The following is a 24,741-nucleotide window of genomic DNA, read 5'->3' on the forward strand; positions in this document are numbered from 1 at the left end:
ACGGGCGCCGGCGGGTGTTCTGTCGGGGGCGGGCGGTAGCGTCCGGCGGGTGCGACCTTCCGATGTTCAGCGGTTGACGGTGGCCGAGTGCGTGGACCGTTACGGGGAGATGGTGCGGGCGAAGACGTCGACGGGGGCGCTGGCGCCGGCGTCGGCGGAAGTGTACGCGCGGGACGTGGTGACGTTCGCGGCGCTGGCGGGCGCCGGCCGGGTGCTGGACGATCTGACGGGTGAGGACGTCGATGAGGTGCTGCTTCGGTTCGCGCGCAAGCCCGATGAGCGGCGGCGGGTGCGGCCGCCGGTGGAGCCGGGCGGCGGGCCGTCGCAGAGTGCGGCGTCGCAGGCGCGGTTCCGGCGTTCGGTGTCGGCGTTCTTCCGGTACGCGGTGGTGGCGGGGTGGGTGCAGCTGAACCCGATGGACGTGGTGACGGTGCGGCCGAAGCAGCGGGGCGGGCTGCGGGCGGAGCGGCGGGCGCTGACGGTGGAGCAGGCGGAGGGGCTGCTGGGGGCGGCGCGTGAGCTGGCGGAGGGTCCGGCGGTGCGGGCGGGGCGGCGGGATCAGCGGACGGAGTTGCGGGACGGCCTGATCGTGCTGCTGCTGGCGGCGGTGGGGCCGCGGGTGTCGGAGTTGACGGCGGCGAACGCGGAGGACTTCTTCGTCAACGGGGGGACGCGGTACTGGCGGATCTTCGGCAAGGGCGGGCGGACGCGGGATGTGCCGCTCCCCCGCCCGGTGGTGGAGGTGCTGGACGCGTATCTGGCGGACGGGCGGCGGCTGCTGGACCGGGGGCGGGAGCCGAAGGCGCTGCTGCTGTCGTGGCGGGGGCGGCGGCTGGCGCGGGGTGATGTGCAGGGGGTGATCGACCGGGTGCTGGAGCGGGTGGAGCCGGTGCGGCGGCGGAGTGTGACGCCGCACGGGCTGCGGCATACGACGGCGACGCATCTGCTGGCGGCGGCGACGGACATGGACGCGGTGCGGCGGGTGCTGGGGCATGCGGACCTGTCGACGCTGGGGCGTTACCGGGATGAGCTGCCGGGTGAGCTGGAGGCGGCGATGCGGGTGCATCCGCTGCTGGGTCCGGTGGAGGGCCGGCGGGGCGGCTGACGCCCCGGCCCCGCCGCCCGCTCCCCCGCCGCCCGTCCGCGCGGGGTCAGGCGGGGGCGTGGAGGGTGCGGGCGAGGGTGTAGGCCTCGGCGAGGTCGGTGCCGCGGTAGTCGAGGGCGGCGATGTCGGCGAGGTGGTGGTCGGCGTTGACGGCGACGGTGTTGGCGAGGTGCCGGAACAGGGGCGCGTCGGACATGGAGTCGCCGTAGGCGGTGCATTGGGCGGGGCCGAGTCCGTGGCGGGCGCGGAGCCGGTCGGCGATGGCGACCTTGTCGGCGGGGGTGAGGATGCCGGCGGGGTCGAGGGTGCCGGTGAACGGCATCGGGGGGAATCGGGAGGCGATGACGTCGTCGAAGCCGAGGTCGAGGAGGTGGCGGGCGAAGAAGTCGGGCGACATGGTGATGACGGCGGAGTGCTCGCCGCGGGCGCGGATGTCGGCGCAGACGTCGGCGATGCCGGTGAGCCAGGTGGCGGCGGTGTAGGCGGTGGCGACGATGTCGGGGGTGAGGTGGCGCCAGAGCCGGTGGATCTCGGTGGAGAAGCCGCGGGTGTCGAGGGTGCCGGCGGCGAAGCGGGCCTCGAGTTCGTGGAGTTCGGGGAGGGTGCCGAGGTGGCGGGCTATTTCGAGGTTGGCGGTGGTGCCGGCGAGGAGGGTGCCGTCCATGTCGAAGATGTGCAGGTGTCCCACAGTGGGTGAAGTGTGCCGGACGGGTGCGGCGCGGCGCGAGCGGTTTTCGGCCGTCGTGTAGGGGCGACCGTCGTGTGGGGGCCGGACGGCGAGGGGGTGGCGGGCCCCTGGGCGGGGCGGTGTCGTTCCAGGTCGTGGGCCGCGGGTCGTCCTTCGGTAGGAGGAAGGGGTTGTCCATCGTTCGCAGGTCGCGGGTCGGGGACCCGCCGAAAGTCGGGGGTGGCGGTGGCCGTTCGCGGGATCCGCCGGAGGGTGGTCGTTTTCTAGCGTCGGGGCATGGACGGGATCTTGGGTCTGGTGGACACGGCGGTGACGTCGCCGTGGTTCTACCTGGTGTTGTTCGCGATCGCGGCGATCGACGGGTTCTTCCCGGTGGTGCCGAGCGAGAGTCTGGTGATCACCGCGGGGGTGTACGCGGCGTCGGGGCGGCCGGAACTGGTGCTGGTGGTGGTGCTGGCGGCGCTGGGCGCGTTCACCGGTGATCATGTGTCGTTCCTGGTGGGGCGGCGGGCGGGCGGCCGGTGGGTGCGGGGGCTGCGGCCGGGGACGCGGCGGCATGCGGCGTTCGAGTGGGCGCGGCGGACGATGGCCGATCGGGGCGGGCTGATCCTGGTGGTGGCGCGGTACGTGCCGGGCGGCCGGACGGCGGTGACGGTGACGATGGGCGCCGTGGGTTACCGGTTGCGGTGGTTCTCGCTGTTCGCGGCGGTGGCGGCGGTGTCGTGGGGGCTGTACGGGGCGCTGCTGGGTTATGTGGGCGGGGTGGCGTTCGAGGACGATCCGGTGAAGGGCGTGGCGGTCGGGCTGGGGTTGGCGTTGTCGGTGACGGCGGTGGTGGAGGGTGTGCGTTTCGTCCGGCGGCGCCGCGCGGCCGTGCCTGAGCCAGAGTCGGGGCCCGAGCTCGAGCCGGGGACGGGGACGGAGTCGCGGCGGGACGGGGATCGGGCGGCGCGGGTGGGGCCGTTGTCCGGCGGGTGATCGCGGGAAAGTGACAGGCTTCGCGCGGTGGTGGCCGTAGGGTGAACTTCGGCGGTCGGCCCGGTGTCTGAAGGGTGTCGGGCGGGGGCCGCCCGCGAGTGTGAGGGAGAGCATGGGAGCGCCGGATTTCAGCGCCGATCTGTACCGGGACATCACCGAGTTCGCGCAGGGCACGCCGTCCTGGGTGCATGAGGTCGCGGACGTGGGCACCGACGGGGGGCTGCTGCTGTTCGCCGTGCTGTTCGTGGCGGGCTGGTGGCGGGCCCGGGGCCTGGACGCGCGGGCGATGGGGCTGGCGCTGGCGGCGCCGTTCGCGGTGGTGGCGGCGTACCTGGTGAGCGAGGTGTCGAAGAGCTTCATCCAGGAGGAGCGTCCGTGCCGGGCGGTGGCGGGGGCGGTGCACATCGCGGCGTGCCCCCCGCAGGGCGACTGGTCGTTCCCGAGCAATCACGCGACGATCGCGGCGGCGTCGGCGGCGGCGATCGTGGTGGCGTGGCGGGCGATGGCGCCGCTGGTGCTGCCGCTGGCGGCGCTGATGGCGTTCTCGCGGGTGTTCGTGGGCGTGCACTATCCGCATGACGTGGCGGCGGGGTTCCTGGTGGGGGTGGTGGTGGCTCCGCTGGTGGCGCTGGTGCTGGTGCGGGTGCTGCGTCCGCTGGTGGACGGGTTGCGGGGCGTGGCGGCGGGCGCGGTGCTGCTGGGTGCGCGTCCGGCCGCTGCGGGGGGCGGCGCGGGTTCGCCGGGTGCGGCTGTGCCGGTCGGGGGTCCCGCTGCGGCGCCGTATGCGGGCGCGGGTCCGGCGGTGGGTGCCGCTCCCGTGGCCGCCCCGATGCGCGCTCCGATGGACGATGCGGCGGTGACGATGCCGGACGTGATGGGCGGGGTGACGCGCCGCCAGGGTCCCCTCCCCTAGCAGGAGCGGGCCGGTCGGGCCGTCGTCGGTGGTGCCGTGGTGGCACTGCCGGTGGCGGCCCGTCGGCGTCTTCTCCCCCGGGCGCGGGTTCATGCCGCCGTTATCGGGGCGGGTGCTGGACGGTGGCGGAGTTCTCCGCCGCGCATGAGGCCGGACGCCCAGCCGGACCGGATCCGGCGGCCGGGCGACGCGATCAGGTTCGCCGGCTCGGTGGTGGGGCCGTCCGCGGTGATGCCCGCCGTGACCTTACGCAACAGTTTCGAGAGGCCCGCCGGATCGGGGACGGCCGCGAACGCAGCGCGGTCGTTCGCCGTCGGCGTGCGCGGCTGACGTGTCGGCTCGCCGGCAGCCGTCTGCGGGGTCAGCGGGTGTCGGGGGTGGCGTCGACGAGGCCGGCTTCGTGGGCGAGGACGGCGGCCTGGACGCGGTTGCGGACGTCCAGGCGGGTGAGGATGGCGCTGACGTAGGCCTTGACGGTGCCTTCGACGAGGTGGAGGCGGGTGGCGATCTCGGCGTTGGACAGTCCGGCACCGAGGAGGGTGAGGACGTCGCGTTCGCGGGGGGTGAGGGTGTCGGTGCGGCGGCGGGCGCGGGCGCCGCCGTCGAGGCGGCTGCCGGCGATGTGGGTGATGACGCGGTGGGCGACTTTCGGGGACAGGTAGGCGGCGCCGCCGGCGACGGCGTGGACGCCGGCGATGAGTTCGTGGGGGTCGCCGGATTTGAGCAGGAAGCCGCTGGCGCCGCCGGCCAGGGCGCGGGCGATGTAGTCGTCCTCGCCGAAGGTGGTGAGCATGATGATGCCGGTGGCGGGGGCGGCGCGGCGGAGTTCGGTGGCGGCGGCGAGGCCGTCGAGGCGGGGCATGCGGATGTCGAGGAGGGCGACGTCGGGGCGGTGGCGGAGGGTGAGGTCGATGGCCTCGTGGCCGTCGGCGGCCTCGGCGACGACGTCGATGGCGGGGTCGGCGGTGAGGATGGCGCGGACGCCCGCGCGGATCATCGTCTCGTCGTCGGCGAGCAGGGCCCGGATCACTCGTTCTCCTGGTCGGTGCGGTGTTCGGCGCTGAGGCGCTGGGTGTCGTAGCTGTTCTTGGCGGTGAGGCGGCCGCCGGTGAAGCAGATCCGGTAGATGTGGTTGAAGCCGAGGATGTTGGCGTCGGGCCGGTAGTAGCGGCAGTCGGCGCCGGGTGGTTCGGGGACGGCGGCGCGGACGGTGCCGGTGTCCAGGGTCTCCATGGGCGGCAGGGTCTTCTCGGCGCGGTCCTGGGGGGTGCCGATGGTGAGGGCGGCGTAGCCGGCGGGCGGCAGGACGGAGTTGAGGGTGATGAAGACGTAGTAGCCGGCCATGACGGTGCCGAGGGCGGCCATGAGGGCGGTGGGGACGGCGATGGCGGTGATGAGGCCGCGGCGGACCTGGAGGCGTTCGCGGGCGAGGTGGCGGGCGGATTCGGAGGGCCACTCCCCCGGTGTGGTGCGCGGTGGGGGTGCGGCCGGTGCGGGTTCGGTGGGCGGGTCGTCGGTGTGCGGGGTGGCGGGGAGGTCGGCGGTGAGGGTGAAGCCGCCGCCGGGTGCGGGTGCGGCGTGCAGGGTGCCGCCGAGGAGGCGGACGCGTTCGGTGAGTCCGGTGAGTCCGCGTCCGCCGGCGGGGTGCGGCGGCGGGTGTCGGGGCGGGGGTTCGTTGGCGATGGTCACGGTGACCGTGCCGCCGGCGCCGTCTTCGGCGTTGTCGTCGTTTCCGTCGTTGTCGCCAATGGTGAGGGTGACGGTGATGGGGGCGCCGGGGGCGTGCTTGGCGGCGTTGGTGATGGCCTCTTGGACGACGCGGTGGGCGGTGAGCGCGGTCATCGGCGCGAGGGCGGGCAGGGCCGCGGTGCCGGTGAGGTGGACGGGGATGCCGGAGGCGCGGGCGCGGTCGACGAGGTCGGGGATGCTCTCGCGGGCGGGGCGGACGGGTGCCGGGTCGTCCCGGGTTCCGTGGCCGGTGTCCTCGCGGAGGACGCCGATGATCTCGCGGAGGCGGTCGGTGGCGTCGGCGGCGCCGGTGCGCAGTTCGGCGGCGGCGGCGCGGTGCCGGTCGTCCAGTCCGGGGGCGACCTGGAGGGCGCCGGCGCGGACGGCGATGAGGGCGAGTTCGTGGCCGAGGGAGTCGTGCATGTCCTGGGCGATGCGGGCGCGTTCGCGGAGGCGTTCGCGTTCGGCGATGATGCGCTGCTGGTGTTCGAGGCGTTCGGCGTGTTCCCATCCGGCGTGCAGGAGTTCCTGGTGCTGGCGCCAGTAGCGGCCGACGAGCCAGGGCAGGACGCCGAGGAGGACGAGCCAGACGGTGGAGGGGAACCAGGCGGTGACGGCCAGGCCGCGGGCGACCGACAGGAGGGTGCCGCCGATGAGGACGGCGGTGAGTCCCCACAGGACGGGTTGGGCGCGGCGGGTGCGCAGGCCGGCGAGGTAGGCCATGACGGGCATGGCGAACACGAAGTTGCCGTGGACGGCGGTGAGGGAGATCGTGGCGAGCAGCGCGGCGGTGGGCCGGGCGCGGGACATCGCGATGGCGGCGGCGAGGACGGCGAGGCCGGCTCCTTCCAGCCACCAGGAGGCCCGGCCGGGTTCGAGGGGGGTGATCAGGCCGGCGGCGACGGGGAACGCCAGGACGGTGTAGAGGGCGGTGTCCTTGGCCAGGGCGGCGCGGTTGGGGCGGCGGAGCGCGGCGCGGAGGGCGGCGGGGCGCAGTGCCCGTCCGGTGCGGGCGAGGGTATGGGTGGTGGCGTCCGCCATGGTGCGGTAGGTGGTGCGGGCGGCGGCGCGGCGTGTCCGGGGGGTCGCGGCGCCGCGGTCGCCCTGGTGGGGGCCGGTGGCCGCGGAGTCGTTCACGGGTTCCACGCTACTGGCCGGTGGAAAGGCGCTGTTACTGCCGAAAGTCAGGGTGCGGGGTGGTGAAGATCGCGGGGCGGGGTGCGGCTGAACTACGGTTGGGCGGGTGACGGCGCCCCCGATGCGGTTCCCGGTCCGCCGGCTGCGTGGTCTGGCGCGCGGTCCGGCGGGTGACGCGGCGTTCGCGGCGGCGGCGCTGGTGGCGACGGTGTGGCTGAGCGCGGCGGCGGCCAGGCCCGGTGACCGGTCGCTGTGGCCGGGCGGGCTGGCGCTGATCGCGGTGGCGGCGGTGGCGCTGGCGTGGCGGCGGCGTGCTCCGGTGGCGGTGCTGGTGGTCGCGGTGGTGGTGCCGCCGCTGTACTACCCGATGGGGTATCCGGACGGTCCGGTCGCGGCGGTGCTGTGGGTGGCCCTGTTCAACGCGGCGGTGGAGTGCCGTCTGGTGGTGTCGCTGGGTGCGGTCATCGTGGTGAACGCCGGGTTCCTGGCGGTGTCGTTCGCGCGGGGCGGGGACGGCGGCGATCCGGACGCGATCACCGATGCGCGGGGGGTGGCGTCGCTGTCGCTGGGGCTGCTGGTGACGGTGGCGCTGGGGCAGTACGTGCGCAGCCGGCGGGACCGGGCGGAGGCGGCGGAGCGGCGTGCGGCGGAGGCCGAGCGGGACCGGGAGGCCGAGGCGCGGCGCCGCGCGGTCGCCGAGCGGCTGCGGATCGCGCGGGAGCTGCACGATGTGCTGGCGCACCAGATGTCGCTGATCAACGTGCAGGCGGGTGCGGCGCTGCACCGCCGGGACGACGCGGAGCGGGCGTATGCGGCGCTGGAGGCGATCAAGGCGGCGAGTAAGGAGACGCTGCGGGAGCTGCGGGGGGTGCTGGGTGTGCTGCGGCAGGTCGACGAGTGCGACGGCGCCGCGGAACCGGGCACAGAGCCCGGCGCGGAGCTCGGCGGGCCGGTGGCGCCGTCGCTGGCGCGGGTCGGTGAGCTGCTCGACCGGGCCGCCGGGGCGGGTCTGGCGGTGCGGCGGGCGGGTGACCTGCCGGCTCCGGGGGCGGCGGGTACCGGGGCGCTGGAGGCGGTCGCGGCGCCGGTGGGGGCGGCCGGGTACCGGATCGTGCAGGAGGCGCTGACCAATGCCGTCCGGCATTCGGGGGCGGCGGTGGTGACTGTGGAGGTGCGGTGCCTGCCCGGTGAGGTGCGGGTGCTGGTCGAGGACGACGGGTCGGGGCCGGGGCCGGGACGGGGCGGTGCGGTCGTGGAGGGGAACGGGCTGCGGGGCATGCGGGAGCGGGCGGCGGCGGTCGGCGGGGAGCTGACCGCGGGTCCGGGGCCTGCGGGCGGGTTCCGGGTGGCGGCGCGGCTGCCCCTGGACGGCGCCGGCGGCGATGATCGGGCGGGGAACGGCGAGAACATGGAGGAGAGCGCGTGATCCGGGTGATGCTGGCCGACGACCAGACGCTGGTGCGGGCGGGGTTCCGGTCGATCCTGGAGGGCGAGGACGACATCGAGATCGTCGCCGAGGCCGGGAACGGGGAGCAGGCGGTGGCGCGGGCGGGCGAGCTGCGGCCCGATGTGGTGCTGATGGACATCCGCATGCCGGTGCTGGACGGGCTGGAGGCGACCCGCCGGATCATCGCCGATCCGCGGCTCGCGGACGTCCGGGTGGTGATCTTGACGACGTTCGATCTGGACGACTACGTGTACGGGGCGATCAAGGCGGGTGCGAGCGGGTTCCTGGTGAAGGACACCGAGCCGCCGGAGCTGATCCACGGGGTGCGGGTGGTGGCGCGGGGGGACGCGCTGCTGGCGCCGACGGTGACGCGGCGGCTGATCGCCGAGTTCGCGTCCCGGATCACCGCGCCGCCGCCCGCGGTGGAGTTGAACGCGCTCACCGACCGGGAGCGGGAGGTGCTGGAGCTGGTGGCGGCGGGCCTGTCGAACGAGGAGATCGCCGGGCGGCTGGTGCTGTCGCCGGCGACGGCGAAGACGCATGTGAGCCGTATCCTGGCCAAGCTGGGGGCGCGGGACCGGGCGCAGCTGGTGGTGCTGGCCTACGAGATGGGCGTGATCCGTCCGGGCTGGCTCGGCTGAGCCCGCCGGGGGGCCGCAACCGGGTGGGGTGCGGTGGTGTTGAACGGATGTGACGGTTACGGACGAGACTTCCCTCCGCCCCCCGCCCGGCGCCCGCGACGGCGCTCGCGACGGTGCCGGTGCCGGTGAGGGCGGCGGTGAGGGCGGCGGGGTGCCCGACGCGGCGGGCGCGCAGGTCGCCGCGGAGCTGGCGCGGGATCTGGACGCCGGGTTCGCCGACCTGTACGAGGCGTACCGGGGCGCGGTGTTCTCCACCGCGCTGCGGTTGTGCGGGCGGTGGGCCGAGGCGGAGGACCTGTCGGCGGAGGCGTTCCTGCGCGCCTACCGGGCGCTGGCGGGGTACGGGCCGGACCGGATCGCCGAGCTGCGGCCGCGGGCGTGGCTGCTGATGATCGTGACGAACGTGTGGCGCAACAGCCTGCGGTCGGCGGCGCGGCGCCCGGTGACGGCGGGCCCGGTCGAGGACGCCCCCGATCCGCCCGATCCGGGCGAGGGGGTGGAGGAGGCCGCGGCGCGCCGTGAGACCGGGCGGGAGCTGGCGGAGCTGCTGGCGGAGCTGCCGGAGGCGCAGCGGGCCGCAGTGGTGCTGCGGCACGTGACCGATCTGCCCGTCGCCGAGGTGGCGGCGGTCCTGGACCTGCCGGAGGGCACCGTGAAATCGCACGTCTCCCGGGGGCTGGCGCGGCTGCGCAGGCTCCGCGCCGCCCGGCAAGAACAGCAGGAGCAGCAGGAGCAGCAGGAACAGCGAGAACAGTGGGAACGACAGCCGGAAGGAGGGCCGCGATGACCGGCACCGATGCCGCCGGAGGGGCGGCCGACCCGCTGGCGCGGGAGCTGGCGGGGCTGGCCGCCGACGCGCCGCCCGCCCTGCTCGACCGCATCGCCGCGCGGCGCGTCCGCGTGGCCGGGCCGGTGGAGGACGGGCCGCTGGGCGACCTGCAGGTCGCCTTCACCGACCACGGCGTCGCCTACCTGCGCGCGGGGATGGGCGAGCGGGAGTTCGCCGCGGCGTTCCGGGCCCGGTTCGCGCGGCCGCTGCTGCCGGCGGCGGGTCCCCCGGCGGGGCTGCTGCCGGCGCTGCGGCGGGGGCGGCCGGGCGGGCTCGCGCTGGACCTGCGGGGGCTGAGCGAGTTCGAGGCCGCGGTGCTGGCGGCCGCAGCGGAGATCCCGCGCGGGCAGACCCGCCCGTACGCGTGGGTGGCGCGGCGGGCGGGGCGGCCGAAGGCGGTCCGGGCGGTGGGGTCGGCGCTGGGCCGCAACCCGGTCCCGCTGCTGATCCCCTGCCACCGGGTGACCCGGTCGGACGGGTCGCTGGGCGAGTACGTGTTCGGCGCGGACGCCAAGGAGCGGCTGCTGCGCGCCGAGGACGTGGACGTGGAGGAGGCCGCGGAGCTGGCGCGGCGCGGGGTGCGGCTGGTGGGTTCGGACACGACGGGGATCGTGTGCTATCCGACGTGCGGGGACGCGCGGCGGATCACTTCCGGGCACCGGCGCGGGTTCGGTGATCTGGCGGCGGCGCGGGCGGCCGGGTACCGGCCGTGCCTGCACTGCCGTCCCGCCTGACCCTCCCCTCCTCTCCCCCTCGCCGGGGCGGCGGGCGGGGGCGGGGCATACATCGGCGCAGTCCGGGAATGTGGCGTCCACCTGCGGGGGCGCGGTCGCATGCCCGTCCCGCACCGAGGACCGCCGACGAGGGGGGATCGCCATGCGCGTCGTCGTCACCGGCGCCACCGGCAACATCGGGACCAGTACGCTGCGCGCGCTCGCCGGGGACCCGGCCGTCACCGCCGTCACCGGCCTGGCCCGCCGCGAGCCCGGGCCGGGCGCGGCGCGGGAGGCCGACCCGGATGGGACCGGGAAGATCGAGTGGGCGGAGGCCGACGTCACCGACAGCGACCTGGTGCCGCTGCTGCGCGGCGCCGACGTCGTGATCCATCTGGCGTGGCTGTTCCAGCCGACGCACCGGCCCGCGGTGACGTGGGACGCCAACGTCGTCGGCAGCGGCCGGGTGTTCGACGCGGTCGCCGAGGCGGGGGTGCCGGCGCTGGTGTACTCCTCCTCCGTCGGCGCCTACTCCCCCGGCCCCAAGGACCGGGCGGTCGACGAGTCGTGGCCGACGCACGGGTGGCCCGGTGCCGCCTATTCGCGGGAGAAGGCCTACGTCGAGCGGCTGCTGGACGCGTTCGAGTCCGCCGATCCGGACTGCCGGGTCGTGCGGATCCGGCCGGGGTTCGTCTTCGAGCGGCAGAGCGCGGGCGAGCAGCGGCGGTTGTTCGCGGGGCCGCTGCTGCCGGGGCGGCTCGTCCGGCCCGGCCGGGTCCCGTTCGTGCCGGACATGCCGGGCCTGAGGATGCAGTTCCTGCATTCGGCCGATGCGGGGCGGGCGTTCGGGCTGGCCGCGACCCGTGACGTGCGCGGCGCGTTCAACATCGCCGCCGACCCGGTCATGGACGCCGCCGAGCTCGCCGGCGTGCTGGGCGCACGCACGGTCCGGGTGCCGCAGCGGGGGGTGCGGGCGGCGATCGCCGCGGCGTGGCACCTGCACCTGGTGCCGGCGTCGCCGGGCCTGTTCGAGCTGGCCATGCAGATCCCGGTCATGGACACCGGGCGGGCCCGCGCCGAGCTCGGCTGGACGCCCCGGCACAGCGCCCGCGAGGCGTTCGCGGAGTTCCTGGACGGGCTGCGCACCGGCGCGGGGCGCGACACCCCGCCGCTGGCGCCGGGGGCCGGCGGGCCGGGCCGCGTCCGCGAGTTCGCCTCCGGCGTCGGCCGCCGCCCCTGACCGCACCACCCTTGACCGCACCACCCCTGGTCGCACCGTCCTGACGGGGTCTCCCGTCGTCCACCGCTTTCCTGGAGGTCACCCGATGCCGACGATCACTTCCGACCACCTGCACACCCTGCTGGCATCCGCCGACCGCGACGCCGCGCTCGTGGTCGTCGGGGGCCGCGCCACCGTCGTCCCGGGCGATCCGAGCGCGGGCGACGGCCCCGAGGACGCCTTGGTGATCACGACGCGGGACGCCGTCATCGCCGAGCTGGACGCCGGCGCCAACGAGGAGCAGATCGAGGCCCTGGCGCAGCGTCTGGAGGTCGCGCTGGAGAGCCTCGGAAGCTGACCGCTCCGGGCTCCCCTCGGGGCCTTCGCCTCACCCGGCGCCGGGCCGGCCGGTGCCGGGTGAGGGCGTGTCGGGGGACGTGCGGGCGCGGCGGCGGTGGCTGGTGTCGCAGAACGGGTAGGAGCGGCTGCGGCGGCACGCGCACAGCGCCACCAGCCAGCGGTCCGACACCGCCGTGGAGCCGTCCTCCAGGACGACCTCGACGGGGCCCTCCACCAGTATCGGGCCGCCCGGCACGATCCGGACGCGGCGCCGGTCCCCGGCGCCTCCGTCAACGGCGGCGGCACCGTCAACGGCGGCGCCTCCGTCAGCGGGGGCGGTCCCGGGCGGGGGGTCAGGCGGGCTGGTGTTCGCGGGCATGTCCCCCACCGCCGCCGCCGGGCCCGGTCCGCGCCGCGATCAGGTCGGCGCGGACCACGACCAGGTCCTCGTGCCGCTGCCCGGGCCCCAGCAGACCCCGCGCCGCGAGCCGTCCCGCGCGGCGCCGCATCACCGGCCCGAACGGTTCGCGGTGCCGGGCCACCACCGACGCCCGCATCCCGGCGGCGCGCAGCGACACCAGCGTCGCCGCGACCCCGTTCAGCGCCGAGTGGACCAGCAGCAGCGTCCCCGACGGCGCCAGATGCCGCGGGGCCCGCGCGCAGATGCGGTCCAGCAGCGCGCGGCCGTCGGGTCCGGCCTCCCAGGCGCGGGCGCGGCCGCGCACCGCCGCCGGGTCGGCGTCCCCCGCCACGTACGGGGGGTTGGCGACGATCACGTCGAACACCTCGCCGGCGACCGGCGCGAACAGGTCGCCGCGCAGCACCCGGACCGGCAGGCCCCGCACCAGCGCGTTCATCCGGGCGGTCAGGACCGCGGGCGCGGACACGTCCACCGCGACGACGTCGCAGCCGGTGCGTGCCGCGGCCAGCGCGACCGCGCCGGTCCCGGTGCCGAGCTCCAGCACCCGCGCGGCCGCCGGGCCCCCGGTGCGGGCGAGGGTCCGGCTCAGCGCGCCGGTCAGCAGCGAGGTGTCGGACTGCGGCCGGTACACCCCGGGCGGTCTCAGCAGCATCATCGCCCCTCCTCTTCTCCCCCGCCGGCGGCTGCGCCGGGCGGTGTTCCGGGCGGTGCCTCGGGGGGTGTTCCGGGCAGGGGGCGGCGCAGTGCCGTCCGGCCGGCCCGCCAGCGGTCCAGCAGGCGGGCGCCCAGGCGGTCCTCCAGCAGCCCGGTGGCCCGTACGCCCAGTGCCACGTCCGCGGCCAGGTCCGGTTCGCCGGCCAGCAGCGCGCCGACCACGTCGTGGCGCAGCACCTGCTCGTGGACGGCGTCGGCCTCGATGTGCTCGGTGTAGAACAGCAGGGCGCGGGGGCCGGCGCCGGCGCGCTCCAGCGCGGCGGCCATCCGCCGCGCGGACGGCGCCGTGGTGATCTCGGCGGCGGCGAAGTGGCCGACCAGCGCGCCGCGCAGGGACCGGTGCAGCCCGAACAGCGACATCATGTTCACGGTCGCGAGCATCTGCGCGGGGGCGGCGTCGACGTAGGCGCCGTAGGAGGGGTCCAGGCCGAGGTCGTCCAGCAGGCCCGCGTACAGGCCCTGGTGGATCATGTGGGGGCGGCCGCCGCCGAACTCGTCGTTCTCGACCGCGACCAGCGCGGTCTTGGCGCGGCCGTGCAGCCGCGGGATCACCCAGGCGTGCGGGTCGGCCTCCTTCAGGTGGTACACCGACCGCAGTGCGGCGTGCTCGCGCAGCTGCCACATCGGGGCGCCGTCGCGCAGGTGGTGGGAGACGCCGCGGGCGTCCACCGGTTCCACCAGCAGCTCCCGCAGGGCGCCGTCGACGTCGTCGCCGGCGGGGGTGTCGCGGCGCAGGGCGTCCAGGAACACCGTTTCCAGGGCGCCGCGCAGCCGCAGCAGGCCGGGGTCCCACTCCCAGGCCGGGTCGACGCCGGCGAAGCCGCGGTAGTGCAGTTCGTAGCAGGTGTGCAGGGCCAGCTGCAGGTCGTCGCCGTAGGGGTCGGCGGACGCGGCCTCGGCGGTGCCGGGGAGGCGGGCCGGGTCGCCGGGCGGCGGGCCGGCCGCCAGGGCCGCGGTCACGGCCCGGGACAGCGGGCCGCGCGGCGGCGGTGCGGGGGCCGTGTCCGGGGCGGGCTCGGCGGGCGGAACCGCCGGGTGCGCGGTCCCGGAGCGTGCGCGGGCCCGGGCCGGGGCCTGCGGAGCGGTCATGTGTCCTCCGTGGTGAGGGTGGCGTCCGGCTCCGGTACCCGCTCACGCGCGTCCCATACGCCCGTTTTCTCCCCAGGGGTCTCGTCGGGCGGCGGTGCCGGCTCCGGAGGCGCGTCCGCCGGCCCGCCCGGTGGCCGGCCCGATGGTTGGCCGCCGGGCCCGGCGAGGCCGCCCGACCGGGTCTGGCGGGCCAGCATCTCCACCACCGCGCGGGGCCCGCCGCGGCGGGCCGCGCGGCGCTGCCGGTCCGCGCCCGTCCCGGCGCCGCGCAGCGCCTCCAGCAGCGCGAGCACGGTGCCGAGGTCGCCGGTGCCGGCCAGGGCGGGGGCGGCGCGGGCGACCAGGTCGTCCACCAGCCGCCACGCCGGGACGGCCCGCCGCGCGACCGGGTCCACCAGCGTGCCGCGCAGGCCGTGGCGGGCCGCGGTCCACAGCGCCGCCGCGCACACCTGCGCGTCGGCGCGGGGCGCCTCCCGGCCGGCCGCCAGATCGGCCAGCGCGGCGCCGACCAGGCCCCGCACCAGCGCCGCCTGCAGCACCGCCTCGTCCGCGGTCGCCGCCGCGTCGGCCGCCCGCACCTCCACCGTCGGCCACCGCGCGGACGGCCGCGCCAGCCAGAACGTCATCGCCGTGTCCACCAGCACGCCCGCCTCCACCAGCGCCGCGACCCGCGCGTCCCAGTCGGCGGCCGACGCCGACCACGGCGGCACCCCCGCCCCCGGGAACCGCGCCATCTCCGCGATCCGGCGGGCCGCATGGCCGGACGGGCGGCCGCGGTCGAACGGCGAGTTCGCCGACAGCGCCAGCAGCACCGGCAGCCACGGCTGCAGATGGTTCACCACCGCCACCGCGGCCTCCCGGTCGGGGACGCCGACGTGGACGTGGCAGCCGCACGCCTGGTAGTCCTCGGCCACGTCGCCGTAGGCCCTCATGATCGCGGCGAACCGGTCGCCGGGCGCGGGCGGCGGCGGGGGGCCGTCCAGTACCGGCGTCCCCGACGCCACCAGCAGCGCGCCGTGCTCCCGCGCCGCCGCCGCCAGCCGCGCCCGCCCGAACCGCAGCTGCTCCCCCAGGCCCGCCAGGTCGCGGCACACCCCCGTCGCCGCCTCCACCTGCGAGGTGAGCAGCTCGGCCTGGAACGACCCGCCCGACCCGGCCCACCGGTGCGTCCCGGCGGCCGCGAGGACCTTCTCGGCGGCCGGGACGCACTCCCCCGACACCGCGTCCACCAGCAGGAACTCCTCCTCCACGCCGACGCTCGGCGCCGCCGCGCCGCGACCGGCCGCCCGCGGGGCGCCCGCGTGCGGACCGCCGGCGCCGTGGCCGCTCGCGCCGGGACCGCCCGTGCCGTGCACGCCCATGTGCTGCCCCCCTCGATCGTGCGCACCCCGTCCCCCGGGGGGATGCCCGTCCAGGACGTCCCCTCCCCCCGCCCGCCAAGATCCTTTCCGCCCGGGCGCTCCCGGGCGGTGACCGGATCGTTCCGCGGCGCGCCGCGATCGTGCCTGCCCCGGCGGGCCCGGACCGGCCAGGATCGAGGGCATGAACCGAGCGCTTCTCGTCATCGACGTCCAGGAGTCCTTCCGCCGGCTGCCGCTCTGGGAGGCGGTGTCGGCGCCCGGCATCGCCGGCCGCGCCGCCCGGCTGGCCGCCGCGGCCCGCGCCGCCGGCGACCTGGTCGTGTGGATCCTGCACGCCGAACCCGGGACCGGCGGACCCTTCGACCCCGACCTCGGCCACGTCCGCCTCATGGACGGCCTGGACCCCGGGCCCGGCGAGCCCGTCCTCACCAAGACCTCCCGCAACGCCTTCACCACCACCGGCCTGCAGCAGCTGCTCACCGCCCGCGGCATCGGCGAGGTCGCCGTCTGCGGGATCCAGACCGAGCAGTGCTGCGAGACCACCGCCCGGCTGGCCGCCGACCTCGGCTACCGCGTCACCTTCGTCACCGACGCCACCGCCACCTTCCCCATCCCGCACCGCGACGCCCCGCCCGGCCGGTCCCCCGCCGAGATCCTCGCCGACCCCGCGACGCTGCCCGCCGACCAGGTCATCGCCCGCACCGAGTACGCCCTGGCCGGCCGCTTCGCGGCCATCGCCGCCCTCGACGACCTCGCCCCCGCCGCCCCGGCCGCCGAGGCGGGCGCGGCCGCCCCGGCGGGCGGGGCGCGGTAACCTGACCGGATCGTGAACCGCATCGCCTTCCTGCTCGTCCCCGGGCTGCACCTGCTCGACCTCGCCGGGCCCGCCCAGGTGTTCTCCACCGCCGCCGCGACCGGCCTGCCCTACCGGCTCGCCTACATCGCCGACCACGACCCGGGCGGCGGACCGGGCGGCGGGGACGCGGCGGGCGACGGCCTGGAGGTGCCCACCGCGCAGGGGCTGCCGCTGCGGGCGCCCGCCGCCTGGCCGGACCTCACCGCCGCCGACACCGTCCTGGTGCCCGGCTGGCGGTGGGGCCCCGACCCGGCGCACGCCCCGCCCGTCTCCGCCGGCGCCGCCGACCGCCTGGCCGCCCACCACGCCGCCGGCGGCACCGTCGCCAGCGTCTGCGCCGGCGCGTTCGCGCTCGCCCACGCCGGGCTGCTGGACGGCCGCCGCTGCACCACCCACCACGAGCTGCAGGACGTCCTCGCCCGCCGCCACCCCCGCGCCACCGTCGTCCGCGACGTCCTGTACGTCACCGACGGCCGCGTCGTCACCTCCGCCGGCATCGCCAGCGGCATCGACCTGGCCCTGCACCTGGTCGCCGTCCGGCACGGACCCGCCGCCGCCGCACGCGTCGCCCGCACCATGGTCGTGTACGCGCGCCGCAACGGCGACCAGCCGCAGGCCGGCGCCATGCTGCGGCACCGCTCCCACCTGTCCGACCCCGTGCACCGTGCCCAGGACCTCATCGACGCCGGCTACACCCGGACGCTGCCGCTGCACCGCCTCGCCGCCGCCGCGGGCGTCAGCGAACGCACCCTCACCCGCCGGTTCACCGCCGCGACCGGGCTCACCCCGCTGCGCTACCAGCAGGAACTGCGGCTGGAGCACGCCGGGCAGCTCCTCGCGCAGGGCGCCACCGCCGACGCCGCCGCCCGCGCCGTCGGGTTCACCGACGCCCGCATGCTCCGCCGCCTACGCGCCCGCCCCTGACCCCGCCACCCGCGCCCCGCGCGCCCCCGTCCGGCCGTGCCCCGTGTTCACCGAGTACCCCGGGGTTCAGCGAGTACCCCGGGGTTCAGCGAGTACCCCGCGGCACAGCCATGCCTCGGGTCCGGCCGTAACCCGAGCTCTGTCGTAACCCGAGCTCAGTCATGTCCCGGGGTTCAGTCATGTCCCGGGGTTCAGCCGTGAGCCGGGGTTCAGCCGTGAGCCGGGTCCGGCTGTCGCCCCACGTTCAGCCACGCCCCCCCCGTGTTCAGCTGTGACCGGTGTTCAGCCGTGGACCGTGTTCAGCCGCGGCGCGGGGGGCGGGCGCGGCGCGGGGGTCAGCCGTGTAGGGCCACGTAGGGGGCCAGGGCCAGCAGGCTCAGCACCAGCGCGCTCTTCAGCGCCGCCGCCGGGACGGCCCGCGCGATCACCCATCCGGCCAGGACGCCCGCCAGTTCCGGGACGCCCACCAGCGCCGCCAGCGGCCAGTCGACCGCGCCCGCCGCGACGTATCCGGCCGTCCCGGCGGCGGCGATCACCACCGACTGGGCCTGCGCCGCCGCCAGTGCGGGCAGCACCGGCATGCCCAGCGCGATCAGCAGCGGGACGCTCAGCAGCGGCCCCCCGACCCCGAACATCGCGCCGACCACGGCGACGCCCGCGCCCACCGCGACGGCCACCGGCCATCCGATCCCGCCGCCCGCCCTATCGGCGGGGGTGTCGCCGGGGCGCCGCCACAGCACCAGTACCGCGACCAGCGCGAGGAACGCTCCCAGCAGCATCCCGAAGACCCGGCCGGTCACCAGGCCGTTCGCCAGCACGCCCAGCGGCGTCCCGGCGACTGCGCCGGCCGCCAGCAGCGCCGCCGTCCGGCGGGTCTCCGGCTCGCGCAGCTGCCCCGACCGGGTGTAGACGGCGGTGCCCAGCAGCCCCGTCGCGACGTTGGTGACGATCGCCGTGCCCGCGACCTGCGCCGGCGACAGGTCGGTGAACGCGAACAGCCCCACCGTGACCAGCACCCCGCCGGGCCCGACGGCGGTGATCCCGACGCCGGCGGCCAGCCCGATCAGTGCCAGTCCCGCCAGCACCCACGGCTCCAGCCCCGTCACCGCCCACGCACCTCGCCTTCGCCGGCCGTCCGCGCCTCAGGCTATGCCGCCGGGCCCCGGGCCGGGCGGCGTCACCCGTCCGGCGTCCGGCGGGGGCGGGGCCAGCGCCCCGGACAGGAACAGGGTGGTCGCGGCGGCGCCGGCCTCCTCCACGTCCAGGCGGTGGCGGATGACGCGCGTCACCACGCCCTCCAGGAGGCTGAAGTACATTTCGGCGAGCGTGTGGACGGGCAGGTCGCGGCGGAAGTGGCCGCCGGCGGCGCCGCGCTCGAACACCGCGCGCACCGGGACCGCCAGGCGCCGCTCGATCCGCCGGGCGTCGCGCGGCGCGTCCTCCAGCAGGCCGAGCACCCGGTGCCGGCAGGCCGCGGCGATCGTCGCGCGGGTCATCCGGGCGACGGCCTCCTCGATCGGGACGCGGTCCAGGCGGGCGCTCTCCAGCCGGGACGCCAGATCGGCCAGGGCGGCCTCGTAGAGGGCGTGCAGCAGGGCGTCGCGGCTGGGGAAGCAGCGGTCGAGGGTCGCGCGCTCGACGCCCGCGGCCGCGGCGATGTCGGCCATGCCCGCCGACCCGCCCCGCTCGGCCAGCACCGCGGCGGCGGCCTGGAGGATCCCCGCCCTCACCGGGTCGCCGTCGACCGTCCCCCTGCTCATCGCGGGAAAGGCTACACCGCCGCGCCGGGCGCGGGCGTGGTGACCGCGGGCGGCGGGTCTGGCATCGTGGGCCGCCGGGCGGGGCCGTCCCGCCCGGCGGGCAGGGGGAGACGCGTGCGCTACGTGCTGATGATCTGCAGCGACGAGACCGCCGGGGCCGATCCCGAGCGGGCCGCCGCGACCGGCTGCGGCGGCTGGTCGCAGGAGATGGCCGACCGCGGCGTCATCCGCGGCGGCGCCGGGCTCGCGCCCGCCGACCGGGCCGCCACCGTCAAGGTCCGCGGCGGCGAGGTGCTGCTGACCGACGGGCCGTTCGCCGAGACCAAGGACCAGATCGGCGGGTTCTCGGTCATCGAGTGCTCCGGGCTGGAGGAGGCCGTCGAGATCGCCGCCCGGCACCCGTGGGCCGAACTCGGCCAGATCGAGATCCGCCCCGTCGAGGAGCCCGGCGCCGCGACCGGATGACCCCGCTCGCGGCGCCCGGCGGCGGGAATCGTCCGCGCGGAGTGTCGGGTCGCGGCGCGTCCCGTTCGTCGGTGGGGTGGAAACCGGCCCGCCGAGGCCGCCCCGATCTGGGAAGGACACCCTCATGGAAACCGTGTACTCCAAGGACGGAACGCCGATCGCCTGCGAGCGGACCGGGAGCGGACCCGCGCTGGTCTGCGTGGGCGGGGCGCTCAATGTCCGCGGCTCCGCCGCCGCCCTCGCCGGGCTGCTGGCCGGCCGGCACACCGTCCTGGCCTATGACCGGCGGGGCCGCGGCGACAGCGGCGACACCCCGCCCTACGCCGTGGACCGCGAGATCGAGGACCTGGCCGCGGTGCTCGACGCGGCCGGCGGGTCCGCCGCGGTGTACGGGATGTCGTCGGGCGCGGTGCTGGCGCTGCGGGCCGCCGCGGCCGGGCTGCCCGTCACCCGGCTGGCGCTGTACGAGCCGCCGTTCCACGCCGGCCACGACGACCGGCTCACCCGGTCCCGCGCCTACAACACCGAGCTGACCGGGCTGCTGGCCGACGGCCGCCGCGGCGACGCCCTCGCACTGTTCATGGGCAGCGTCGGGATGCCCGCCGAGGTGGTGGCGCAGGCGCGCAGCGCGCCGATGTGGCCGGCGCTGGAGGCGGTCGCGCCCACCCTCGCCTACGACTCGGCGGTGATGGACGACGCCCGCGGCGGCGCGCTGCCCGCGGGCCTGGTCGGCCGCGTCGCCGTGCCCGCGCTGGTCCTGGCCGGCGGTGACAGCCCCGCGTGGATGCGTGACACCGCCCGCCGCGTCGCCGCGCTGCTGCCCGCCGGGACCGACCGCGTCCTGGACGGCCAGACCCACGACGTCGCCCCCGAGGCGCTGGCGCCGGCCCTGGCGGAGTTCCTCGCCTGACGCCCGGGGCTGCCCCGCCCGGCGCAGGGGGCGGGGCGGGGGTCAGGTCACCGGGACCTCGATGTGGCCGGGTGCGCCGCGCCGCAGCGACGCGCGCCCGGCCGTGACCTCCGCGGCCCACGCCTGGAACGCCGCCAGGTCCTCGGCGGGCACCGCGACGTCGGCCTCCACGGCCGTGCCGTAGCGGACGTCGCCGGGCTGGTGCCCGCGCGCGTGCAGGTCGCCGAGGAACCGCCCGGCCAGCGCGTGGTCGACGCCCACGGTGACGGTGACGACGGGGCGCAGTTCCACGACCCCGACCGCGTCGATGGTCTCGGCGACCGCCTGCGTGTAGGCGCGGACCAGGCCGCCCGCGCCGAGCTTGACCCCGCCGAAGTAGCGGGTGACGACCGCCGCGGTGCCGGTGAGGCCGCGCCGCACCAGCACCTCCAGCATCGGGACGCCCGCCGTCCCGGCCGGTTCGCCGTCGTCGCTGCTCCTGGTGATCTCGCCGTGCTCGCCGACGACGTAGGCGGTGCAGTTGTGGGTGGCGTCGCGGTGCGCGCGGCGGTGCGCGGCGATGAACGCGGCCGCGTCGGCCGCGTCGGCGGTGCGGGCGAGGGTGCAGACGAACCGGGACCTGCGGATCTCCAGTTCCCGGGAGCCGCCCTGTCTGATCATGCGCATGGCGCCTCCGAGTCTAGGTTCGGCCGCGGGCGCCGCCGGGAAGGACGGCCGTCATGGATCCACTGGACGCGCTGTACCGGCGCTGGCTGTTCGAGGTGTGGCAGGGCGACTACGCGGTGGCCGGGGAGATCCTCGCGCCCGGTTTCACCGGGCACTGGCCCGATCTGGAGGTGCACGGCCCCGCCGAGGCCGCCGCGCAGGTCCGCCGCTCCCACGGGTACTTCACCGACGTCCGCACCACCCTGGACGCCGGCCCGGTGGTCTCCGCAGCGGGGGACGGCATGGTCGCCGCCGCGTGGAGCTTCCACGGCTCCTACCGGGGCGGGATACCGGGCGCGACCGCCGCGCCGGGGACGCGCGTGTCGTTCCGCGGGCAGGACGTCTTCCGCGCCGAGGACGGCCGGTTCGCCGAGTACTGGGTGGTGTCGGACGCGCTCGGCCTGATGACCGCGCTCGGCGCCCTCGGCTGACCCCGCTTGCCGCACGGCCCGGGCGCGCCGGGTCCGCCGGGCGGTCGGACGGGCGGTCAGACCAGGTCGATGAGGTCGGCGATGGAGGCGACGACGCGGTTCGGGCGGAACGGGAACCGGGCGATCTCGTCCTTGCGGGTCACCCCGGTCAGCACCAGGATCGTCTCCAGCCCCGCCTCGATGCCGGCGACGACGTCGGTGTCCATCCGGTCGCCGATCATCGCGGTCGACTCGCTGTGGCCGCCGACCACGTTCAGCGCGGTCCGCATCATCAGCGGGTTCGGCTTGCCGACGAAGTAGGGCTCCACCCCCGTCGCCCGGGTGATCATCGCGGCGACCGCGCCGCAGGCGGGCAGCGATCCCTCCGGGGACGGGCCGACCGGGTCGGGGTTGGTCGCCACGAACCTGGCGCCGCCCTCGATCAGCCGGATCGCGCGGGTGATCTGGGAGAAGCTGTAGGTGCGGGTCTCGCCCAGCACGACGTAGTCGGGGTCGATGTCGGTGAGGACGAAGTCGGCCTCGTGCAGCGCCGTGGTCAGCCCCGCCTCCCCGATCACGTACGCCGAGCCCTCGGGCCGCTGGTCGGCCAGGAACCGGGCGGTGGCCAGCGCCGAGGTCCAGATCGCCTCGGGCGGGACCCGCAGGCCGGCGGCCGCGAGCCGGGCCGACAGGTCCCGGGGGGTGTAGATCGAGTTGTTGGTGAGGACGAGGAACGGCGTGCCGGCCGCCGACAGCCGGCGGATGAACTCCTCGGCGCCCGGCACGGGGCGGCCCTCGTGGACCAGGACCCCGTCCATGTCCGACAGCCAGTACTGGATCGGCCCGCGTTCGCTCATGCCCCCATTGTCGCAGGTGGGGATCTTCGCCGGGACCGCGCCGCCGCGGCCGCCGTTCCGCGCGGGGGCGTTGACCTGCGGGTGACGTGGATCATAGATTTTCGGGACGGCGCACCGAATCGTGTTCGGCGGTCGGGCCGCGCGGCGGCGCGCCGTCCACCCCGCGGGAGGCGCGCTGTGCAGGACCGCAACAGGCAGGACGGTGACGTGCAGGACCGGGACGTCCGGGATCAGGACGTGCGGGACCGGGACGTGCGGGAGGGCGGGCTGCCGGGTATCGCCGAGGTCCGGGCGGCGATGACCGCGCCGGGGAGCCTGTTCGAGATGGACGAGGTCGAGATCCGCGGCGTGCGGACCCGGGTGTGGAAGAACGCCCCGCCGACGCTGCGCGAGATCCTGGAGGTCTCCCGCGCCCACGGCGACGCCGACTTCCTGGTCTACGGCGAGGAGCGGCTCACCTTCGCCGCGCACTACGCGGCCGCGGCGGCGTTCGCGCGGCGGCTCGTCGACCGCCACGGGGTCGGCAAGGGCGACCGGGTCGCGATCGCGATGCGCAACTACCCCGAATGGTCGGTGGCGTTCTTCGGCGCCGCCGTCGCGGGGGCGGTGGTGGTGCCGCTGAACGCCTGGTGGAGCGCCGCCGAGCTGGAGTACGGGCTGGCCGACAGCGGTGCGAAGGTCCTGATCGCCGACGCCGAGCGCGCCGAGCGGCTCGCCGCCGTCCTGCCGGGGCTGGGGGTCGCGTGCCTGGTCGCGCGCCCCGACGGGCCCCTCCCCGAAGGCGCCGAGCCGTTCGGCGGCGATTCCGGCGACCCCGGCGTCCTTGGAGACTCCGGTGACCCGGGCGCGGCGTCGCTGCCGGAGGTGGCGATCGGCCCCGACGACGAGGCCACCATCTTCTACACCTCCGGCACCACCGGACGCCCCAAGGGCGCCCTCGGCACGCACCGCAACATCGCGACCAACCCCGTCAGCCTCGCCTACGGGATCATGTCGGCGGGGGTCCGGGCGGGCCGGACGGTCCAGGAGCTGACCGCGCCGCAACCGCGGGTGACGCTGCTGAGCGTCCCGTTCTTCCACGCCACCGGCTGCCATTCGGTGCTGGTGACCAGCGCGCTGCAGGGCGGCACCGTCGTGCTGATGTACAAGTGGGACGCCCGCCGGGCGCTGGAGCTGATCGAGCGGGAGCGGGTCACCGGGTTCGGCGGCGTCCCCGCGATGGCGTGGCAGGTGCTGACCGCCCCCGAGTTCGGCGAGTACGACACCTCCAGCCTCACCGGTGTCAGCTACGGCGGCGCCCCGGCCGCGCCCGCGCTGGTCGACACGATCCGCGAGCGGCTGCCCGAGCGGGTCCCCGGCAACGGCTACGGGCTGACCGAGACGTCCTCGGTCACCACCTACAACGGCGGCGTCAACTACCTGGAGCGGCCCGAGAGCGTCGGCCCGCCCGTCGCGGTCTGCGACGTCAGGGTCGTCGGCCCTTCCGGGGAGGAACTGCCGGCCGGCGAGGTCGGCGAGCTGCTCATCAAGGGCCCGAACGTCATCAAGGGCTACTGGAACAAGCCGGAGGCGACCGCGCGGGCGTTCACCGGCGGCTGGTTCCATAGCGGCGACCTGGCCCGCCTGGACGCCGACGGGTTCGTCTACATCGTCGACCGCGCCAAGGACATGCTGATCCGCGGCGGCGAGAACATCTACTGCGCGGAGGTCGAGGCCGCCCTGTACGAGCATCCGGCGGTCGCCGACTGCGCCGTCATCGGCGTCCCCCACCAGGTCCTCGGCGAGGAGGTCGGCGCGGTGATCGTGCCGCGCCCCGGGCACGCGGCGACCGCGGCGCAGGTGCGGGAGTTCCTCGGCGGCCGGATCGCCGCGTTCAAGATCCCGCAGCACCTGTGGTTCCAGGACGAGCCGCTGCCCCGCAACCCCGGCGGCAAGATCCTCAAGACCCGCCTGCGGGAGCGGCTCCTCGGCTGACCGCGGGCCCCGCCCGGTAGGGTGATCTTGTGACGAGCAGTGATCCGCGGCCCGGCGTCCGGCAGGTCGAGGCGCCCGGCCTGGCGCCCGGCCACGGCTACAGCCACGCCGTGTCCGTCGACGTCCCCGGCCGGCTGGTGGTGGTCAGCGGGCAGATCGCCCTGGACGCCGCCGGGAACCTGGTGGGGCCCGGCGACCTGGAGGCCCAGACCCGGCAGGTGTTCGCCAACCTGCAGGCCGCGCTGACCGCCGCCGGCGCCCGCTGGGAGCACGTCGTGCGGCTCGGCTACTTCCTGCGCGACGCGGGCGGCGTCGGCGTCGTGCGGGCGGTCCGCGCCGAGTTCGTCCCCGCGGACGTGGCCCCGGCGGCGTCGCTGGTGGAGGTGTCCCGGCTGGTCCGCGACGACCTGCTCGTCGAGATCGAGGCCATGGCCGTCGTCCCCGCCGCCTGACCCCCTCCGGAATCGAGTAGGAGGGCCGGGTCGCCCGGCCCTCCTCTCACACCACCGGACATGCGGGCCCGCATCCGGCGGTTCGTCAAGCCGTTGATCTGAGCCT

The 24,741-nt window shown here is 76.6% G+C and carries 28 protein-coding genes; 17 read left to right on the top strand and 11 right to left on the bottom strand.

What is annotated here, in order from left to right:
• Positions 1-49 precede the first annotated feature (49 nt).
• Positions 50-1,105 carry a tyrosine-type recombinase/integrase gene (locus ABZ806_RS32420; RefSeq protein WP_500221256.1) on the top strand — a complete coding sequence of 352 codons (1,056 nt, stop codon included), beginning with the start codon at positions 50-52 and terminating at the stop codon, positions 1,103-1,105.
• A 46-nt stretch (positions 1,106-1,151) separates the two neighbouring features.
• Here the strand turns inward: ABZ806_RS32420 and ABZ806_RS32425 are convergent, their stop codons facing one another.
• Positions 1,152-1,793 carry an HAD family hydrolase gene (locus ABZ806_RS32425; protein ID WP_500221257.1) on the bottom strand — a complete coding sequence of 214 codons (642 nt, stop codon included), beginning with the start codon at positions 1,791-1,793 and terminating at the stop codon, positions 1,152-1,154.
• 276 nt (positions 1,794-2,069) lie between these two features.
• Here ABZ806_RS32425 and ABZ806_RS32430 point away from each other — a divergent pair, with 276 nt between their 5' ends.
• The 3 genes from ABZ806_RS32430 to ABZ806_RS32440 all read left to right on the top strand — a co-directional run bounded on the left by ABZ806_RS32430 (position 2,070) and on the right by ABZ806_RS32440 (position 4,014).
• Positions 2,070-2,771, top strand: coding sequence for a DedA family protein (locus tag ABZ806_RS32430; protein ID WP_500221258.1), 702 nt, complete (start codon positions 2,070-2,072; stop codon positions 2,769-2,771).
• Positions 2,772-2,883: 112 nt separating this feature from the next.
• Complete coding sequence (locus tag ABZ806_RS32435; protein WP_500221259.1) at positions 2,884-3,684, top strand: phosphatase PAP2 family protein; 801 nt, start codon at positions 2,884-2,886, stop codon at positions 3,682-3,684.
• Between the two features lie 144 nt (positions 3,685-3,828).
• Positions 3,829-4,014, top strand: coding sequence for a hypothetical protein (locus tag ABZ806_RS32440; RefSeq protein ID WP_500221260.1), 186 nt, complete (start codon positions 3,829-3,831; stop codon positions 4,012-4,014).
• Between the two features lie 31 nt (positions 4,015-4,045).
• On the opposite strand, the gene ABZ806_RS32445 is transcribed toward ABZ806_RS32440, so the two are convergent.
• Together ABZ806_RS32445 and ABZ806_RS32450 are read right to left on the bottom strand one after the other, a co-directional pair.
• The gene (locus ABZ806_RS32445; protein WP_500221261.1) at positions 4,046-4,714 is read right to left on the bottom strand and encodes a response regulator; all 669 of its coding nucleotides are present in this window, start codon (positions 4,712-4,714) and stop codon (positions 4,046-4,048) included.
• Positions 4,711-6,549, bottom strand: a complete 1,839-nt coding sequence (locus tag ABZ806_RS32450; RefSeq protein ID WP_500221262.1) for a sensor histidine kinase — start codon at positions 6,547-6,549, stop codon at positions 4,711-4,713. The genes ABZ806_RS32445 and ABZ806_RS32450 overlap by 4 nt, the downstream gene beginning before the upstream one ends.
• A 106-nt stretch (positions 6,550-6,655) precedes the next feature.
• Between ABZ806_RS32450 and ABZ806_RS32455 the strand changes: the two genes are divergently transcribed.
• The 6 genes from ABZ806_RS32455 (at position 6,656) to ABZ806_RS32480 (ending at position 11,756) form a co-directional block, all read left to right on the top strand.
• Complete coding sequence (locus ABZ806_RS32455) at positions 6,656-7,975, top strand: sensor histidine kinase (protein ID WP_500221263.1); 1,320 nt, start codon at positions 6,656-6,658, stop codon at positions 7,973-7,975.
• Positions 7,972-8,637 carry a response regulator gene (locus ABZ806_RS32460; protein ID WP_163062350.1) on the top strand — a complete coding sequence of 222 codons (666 nt, stop codon included), beginning with the start codon at positions 7,972-7,974 and terminating at the stop codon, positions 8,635-8,637. Before ABZ806_RS32455 ends, ABZ806_RS32460 begins: the two co-directional genes overlap by 4 nt.
• 49 nt (positions 8,638-8,686) lie before the next feature.
• Positions 8,687-9,424, top strand: a complete 738-nt coding sequence (locus ABZ806_RS32465; protein WP_500221264.1) for an RNA polymerase sigma factor — start codon at positions 8,687-8,689, stop codon at positions 9,422-9,424.
• Positions 9,421-10,200: a methylated-DNA--[protein]-cysteine S-methyltransferase gene (locus ABZ806_RS32470; protein WP_500221265.1), complete on the top strand. Its 780-nt coding sequence runs from the start codon at positions 9,421-9,423 to the stop codon at positions 10,198-10,200. The genes ABZ806_RS32465 and ABZ806_RS32470 overlap by 4 nt, the downstream gene beginning before the upstream one ends.
• A 142-nt stretch (positions 10,201-10,342) precedes the next feature.
• On the top strand, positions 10,343-11,419 hold the full coding sequence (locus ABZ806_RS32475) for an NAD-dependent epimerase/dehydratase family protein (RefSeq protein ID WP_500221266.1): 1,077 nt from the start codon (positions 10,343-10,345) through the stop codon (positions 11,417-11,419).
• 85 nt (positions 11,420-11,504) lie between these two features.
• Positions 11,505-11,756 carry a hypothetical protein gene (locus tag ABZ806_RS32480; protein WP_500221267.1) on the top strand — a complete coding sequence of 84 codons (252 nt, stop codon included), beginning with the start codon at positions 11,505-11,507 and terminating at the stop codon, positions 11,754-11,756.
• A gap of 30 nt (positions 11,757-11,786) precedes the next feature.
• Here the strand turns inward: ABZ806_RS32480 and ABZ806_RS32485 are convergent, their stop codons facing one another.
• From ABZ806_RS32485 to ABZ806_RS32500, 4 genes are all read right to left on the bottom strand, one after another.
• Entirely contained in the window at positions 11,787-11,996 is a 210-nt protein-coding gene (locus ABZ806_RS32485) for a CDGSH iron-sulfur domain-containing protein (RefSeq protein ID WP_500221282.1), read from the bottom strand.
• 94 nt (positions 11,997-12,090) lie between these two features.
• The gene (locus ABZ806_RS32490; protein WP_500221268.1) at positions 12,091-12,813 is read right to left on the bottom strand and encodes a HemK2/MTQ2 family protein methyltransferase; all 723 of its coding nucleotides are present in this window, start codon (positions 12,811-12,813) and stop codon (positions 12,091-12,093) included.
• On the bottom strand, positions 12,810-13,961 hold the full coding sequence (locus ABZ806_RS32495; protein ID WP_500221269.1) for an iron-containing redox enzyme family protein: 1,152 nt from the start codon (positions 13,959-13,961) through the stop codon (positions 12,810-12,812). Before ABZ806_RS32495 ends, ABZ806_RS32490 begins: the two co-directional genes overlap by 4 nt.
• A complete protein-coding gene (locus tag ABZ806_RS32500) occupies positions 13,958-15,322 on the bottom strand; it encodes a carboxylate-amine ligase (RefSeq protein WP_500221270.1) in 1,365 nt (454 codons plus the stop codon). The genes ABZ806_RS32495 and ABZ806_RS32500 overlap by 4 nt, the downstream gene beginning before the upstream one ends.
• Before the next feature lie 181 nt (positions 15,323-15,503).
• Between ABZ806_RS32500 and ABZ806_RS32505 the strand changes: the two genes are divergently transcribed.
• Both ABZ806_RS32505 and ABZ806_RS32510 read left to right on the top strand, forming a co-directional pair.
• Positions 15,504-16,136, top strand: a complete 633-nt coding sequence (locus ABZ806_RS32505) for a cysteine hydrolase family protein (RefSeq protein WP_500221271.1) — start codon at positions 15,504-15,506, stop codon at positions 16,134-16,136.
• Positions 16,137-16,148: 12 nt separating this feature from the next.
• On the top strand, positions 16,149-17,102 hold the full coding sequence (locus ABZ806_RS32510) for a GlxA family transcriptional regulator (RefSeq protein ID WP_500221272.1): 954 nt from the start codon (positions 16,149-16,151) through the stop codon (positions 17,100-17,102).
• Positions 17,103-17,437: 335 nt separating this feature from the next.
• Here the strand turns inward: ABZ806_RS32510 and ABZ806_RS32515 are convergent, their stop codons facing one another.
• Together ABZ806_RS32515 and ABZ806_RS32520 are read right to left on the bottom strand one after the other, a co-directional pair.
• Entirely contained in the window at positions 17,438-18,208 is a 771-nt protein-coding gene (locus ABZ806_RS32515) for a sulfite exporter TauE/SafE family protein (RefSeq protein WP_500221273.1), read from the bottom strand.
• A gap of 36 nt (positions 18,209-18,244) precedes the next feature.
• On the bottom strand, positions 18,245-18,862 hold the full coding sequence (locus ABZ806_RS32520; RefSeq protein ID WP_500221274.1) for a TetR/AcrR family transcriptional regulator: 618 nt from the start codon (positions 18,860-18,862) through the stop codon (positions 18,245-18,247).
• A 114-nt stretch (positions 18,863-18,976) separates the two neighbouring features.
• Here ABZ806_RS32520 and ABZ806_RS32525 point away from each other — a divergent pair, with 114 nt between their 5' ends.
• Together ABZ806_RS32525 and ABZ806_RS32530 are read left to right on the top strand one after the other, a co-directional pair.
• Positions 18,977-19,327, top strand: a complete 351-nt coding sequence (locus ABZ806_RS32525; protein ID WP_500221275.1) for a YciI family protein — start codon at positions 18,977-18,979, stop codon at positions 19,325-19,327.
• Positions 19,328-19,451: 124 nt separating this feature from the next.
• Positions 19,452-20,237 (top strand): alpha/beta fold hydrolase, encoded by a 786-nt coding sequence (locus ABZ806_RS32530; RefSeq protein ID WP_500221276.1) that lies wholly within the window; start codon positions 19,452-19,454, stop codon positions 20,235-20,237.
• Positions 20,238-20,279: 42 nt separating this feature from the next.
• Here the strand turns inward: ABZ806_RS32530 and ABZ806_RS32535 are convergent, their stop codons facing one another.
• A complete protein-coding gene (locus ABZ806_RS32535) occupies positions 20,280-20,903 on the bottom strand; it encodes an IMPACT family protein (protein ID WP_500221277.1) in 624 nt (207 codons plus the stop codon).
• A 53-nt stretch (positions 20,904-20,956) separates the two neighbouring features.
• On the opposite strand from ABZ806_RS32535, the gene ABZ806_RS32540 reads away from it, so the two are divergent.
• The gene (locus tag ABZ806_RS32540) at positions 20,957-21,373 is read left to right on the top strand and encodes an ester cyclase (RefSeq protein WP_500221278.1); all 417 of its coding nucleotides are present in this window, start codon (positions 20,957-20,959) and stop codon (positions 21,371-21,373) included.
• Positions 21,374-21,429: 56 nt separating this feature from the next.
• On the opposite strand, the gene ABZ806_RS32545 is transcribed toward ABZ806_RS32540, so the two are convergent.
• The gene (locus ABZ806_RS32545; protein ID WP_500221279.1) at positions 21,430-22,209 is read right to left on the bottom strand and encodes an HAD-IIA family hydrolase; all 780 of its coding nucleotides are present in this window, start codon (positions 22,207-22,209) and stop codon (positions 21,430-21,432) included.
• A 177-nt stretch (positions 22,210-22,386) separates the two neighbouring features.
• Between ABZ806_RS32545 and ABZ806_RS32550 the strand changes: the two genes are divergently transcribed.
• Positions 22,387-24,183 carry a class I adenylate-forming enzyme family protein gene (locus ABZ806_RS32550; protein ID WP_500221280.1) on the top strand — a complete coding sequence of 599 codons (1,797 nt, stop codon included), beginning with the start codon at positions 22,387-22,389 and terminating at the stop codon, positions 24,181-24,183.
• Between the two features lie 29 nt (positions 24,184-24,212).
• Complete coding sequence (locus tag ABZ806_RS32555) at positions 24,213-24,635, top strand: RidA family protein (protein WP_500221281.1); 423 nt, start codon at positions 24,213-24,215, stop codon at positions 24,633-24,635.
• Positions 24,636-24,741: the final 106 nt, after the last annotated feature.

This window comes from Spirillospora sp. NPDC047418, assembly GCF_040643275.1.
GTDB lineage: Bacteria > Actinomycetota > Actinomycetes > Streptosporangiales > Streptosporangiaceae > Spirillospora.

Excerpts from the sequence above, each read along its gene's own strand:
- ABZ806_RS32430 (WP_500221258.1), top strand. The coding sequence starts at position 2,070 with ATGGACGGGATCTTGGGTCTGGTGGACACGGCGGTGACGTCGCCGTGG.
- ABZ806_RS32435 (WP_500221259.1), top strand. The coding sequence starts at position 2,884 with ATGGGAGCGCCGGATTTCAGCGCCGATCTGTACCGGGACATCACCGAG.
- ABZ806_RS32440 (WP_500221260.1), top strand. The coding sequence starts at position 3,829 with ATGAGGCCGGACGCCCAGCCGGACCGGATCCGGCGGCCGGGCGACGCG.
- ABZ806_RS32470 (WP_500221265.1), top strand. The coding sequence starts at position 9,421 with ATGACCGGCACCGATGCCGCCGGAGGGGCGGCCGACCCGCTGGCGCGG.
- ABZ806_RS32475 (WP_500221266.1), top strand. The coding sequence starts at position 10,343 with ATGCGCGTCGTCGTCACCGGCGCCACCGGCAACATCGGGACCAGTACG.
- ABZ806_RS32480 (WP_500221267.1), top strand. The coding sequence starts at position 11,505 with ATGCCGACGATCACTTCCGACCACCTGCACACCCTGCTGGCATCCGCC.
- ABZ806_RS32490 (WP_500221268.1), bottom strand. The coding sequence starts at position 12,813 with ATGATGCTGCTGAGACCGCCCGGGGTGTACCGGCCGCAGTCCGACACC.
- ABZ806_RS32495 (WP_500221269.1), bottom strand. The coding sequence starts at position 13,961 with ATGACCGCTCCGCAGGCCCCGGCCCGGGCCCGCGCACGCTCCGGGACC.
- ABZ806_RS32500 (WP_500221270.1), bottom strand. The coding sequence starts at position 15,322 with ATGGGCGTGCACGGCACGGGCGGTCCCGGCGCGAGCGGCCACGGCGCC.
- ABZ806_RS32505 (WP_500221271.1), top strand. The coding sequence starts at position 15,504 with ATGAACCGAGCGCTTCTCGTCATCGACGTCCAGGAGTCCTTCCGCCGG.
- ABZ806_RS32520 (WP_500221274.1), bottom strand. The coding sequence starts at position 18,862 with ATGAGCAGGGGGACGGTCGACGGCGACCCGGTGAGGGCGGGGATCCTC.
- ABZ806_RS32530 (WP_500221276.1), top strand. The coding sequence starts at position 19,452 with ATGGAAACCGTGTACTCCAAGGACGGAACGCCGATCGCCTGCGAGCGG.
- ABZ806_RS32535 (WP_500221277.1), bottom strand. The coding sequence starts at position 20,903 with ATGCGCATGATCAGACAGGGCGGCTCCCGGGAACTGGAGATCCGCAGG.
- ABZ806_RS32540 (WP_500221278.1), top strand. The coding sequence starts at position 20,957 with ATGGATCCACTGGACGCGCTGTACCGGCGCTGGCTGTTCGAGGTGTGG.
- ABZ806_RS32545 (WP_500221279.1), bottom strand. The coding sequence starts at position 22,209 with ATGAGCGAACGCGGGCCGATCCAGTACTGGCTGTCGGACATGGACGGG.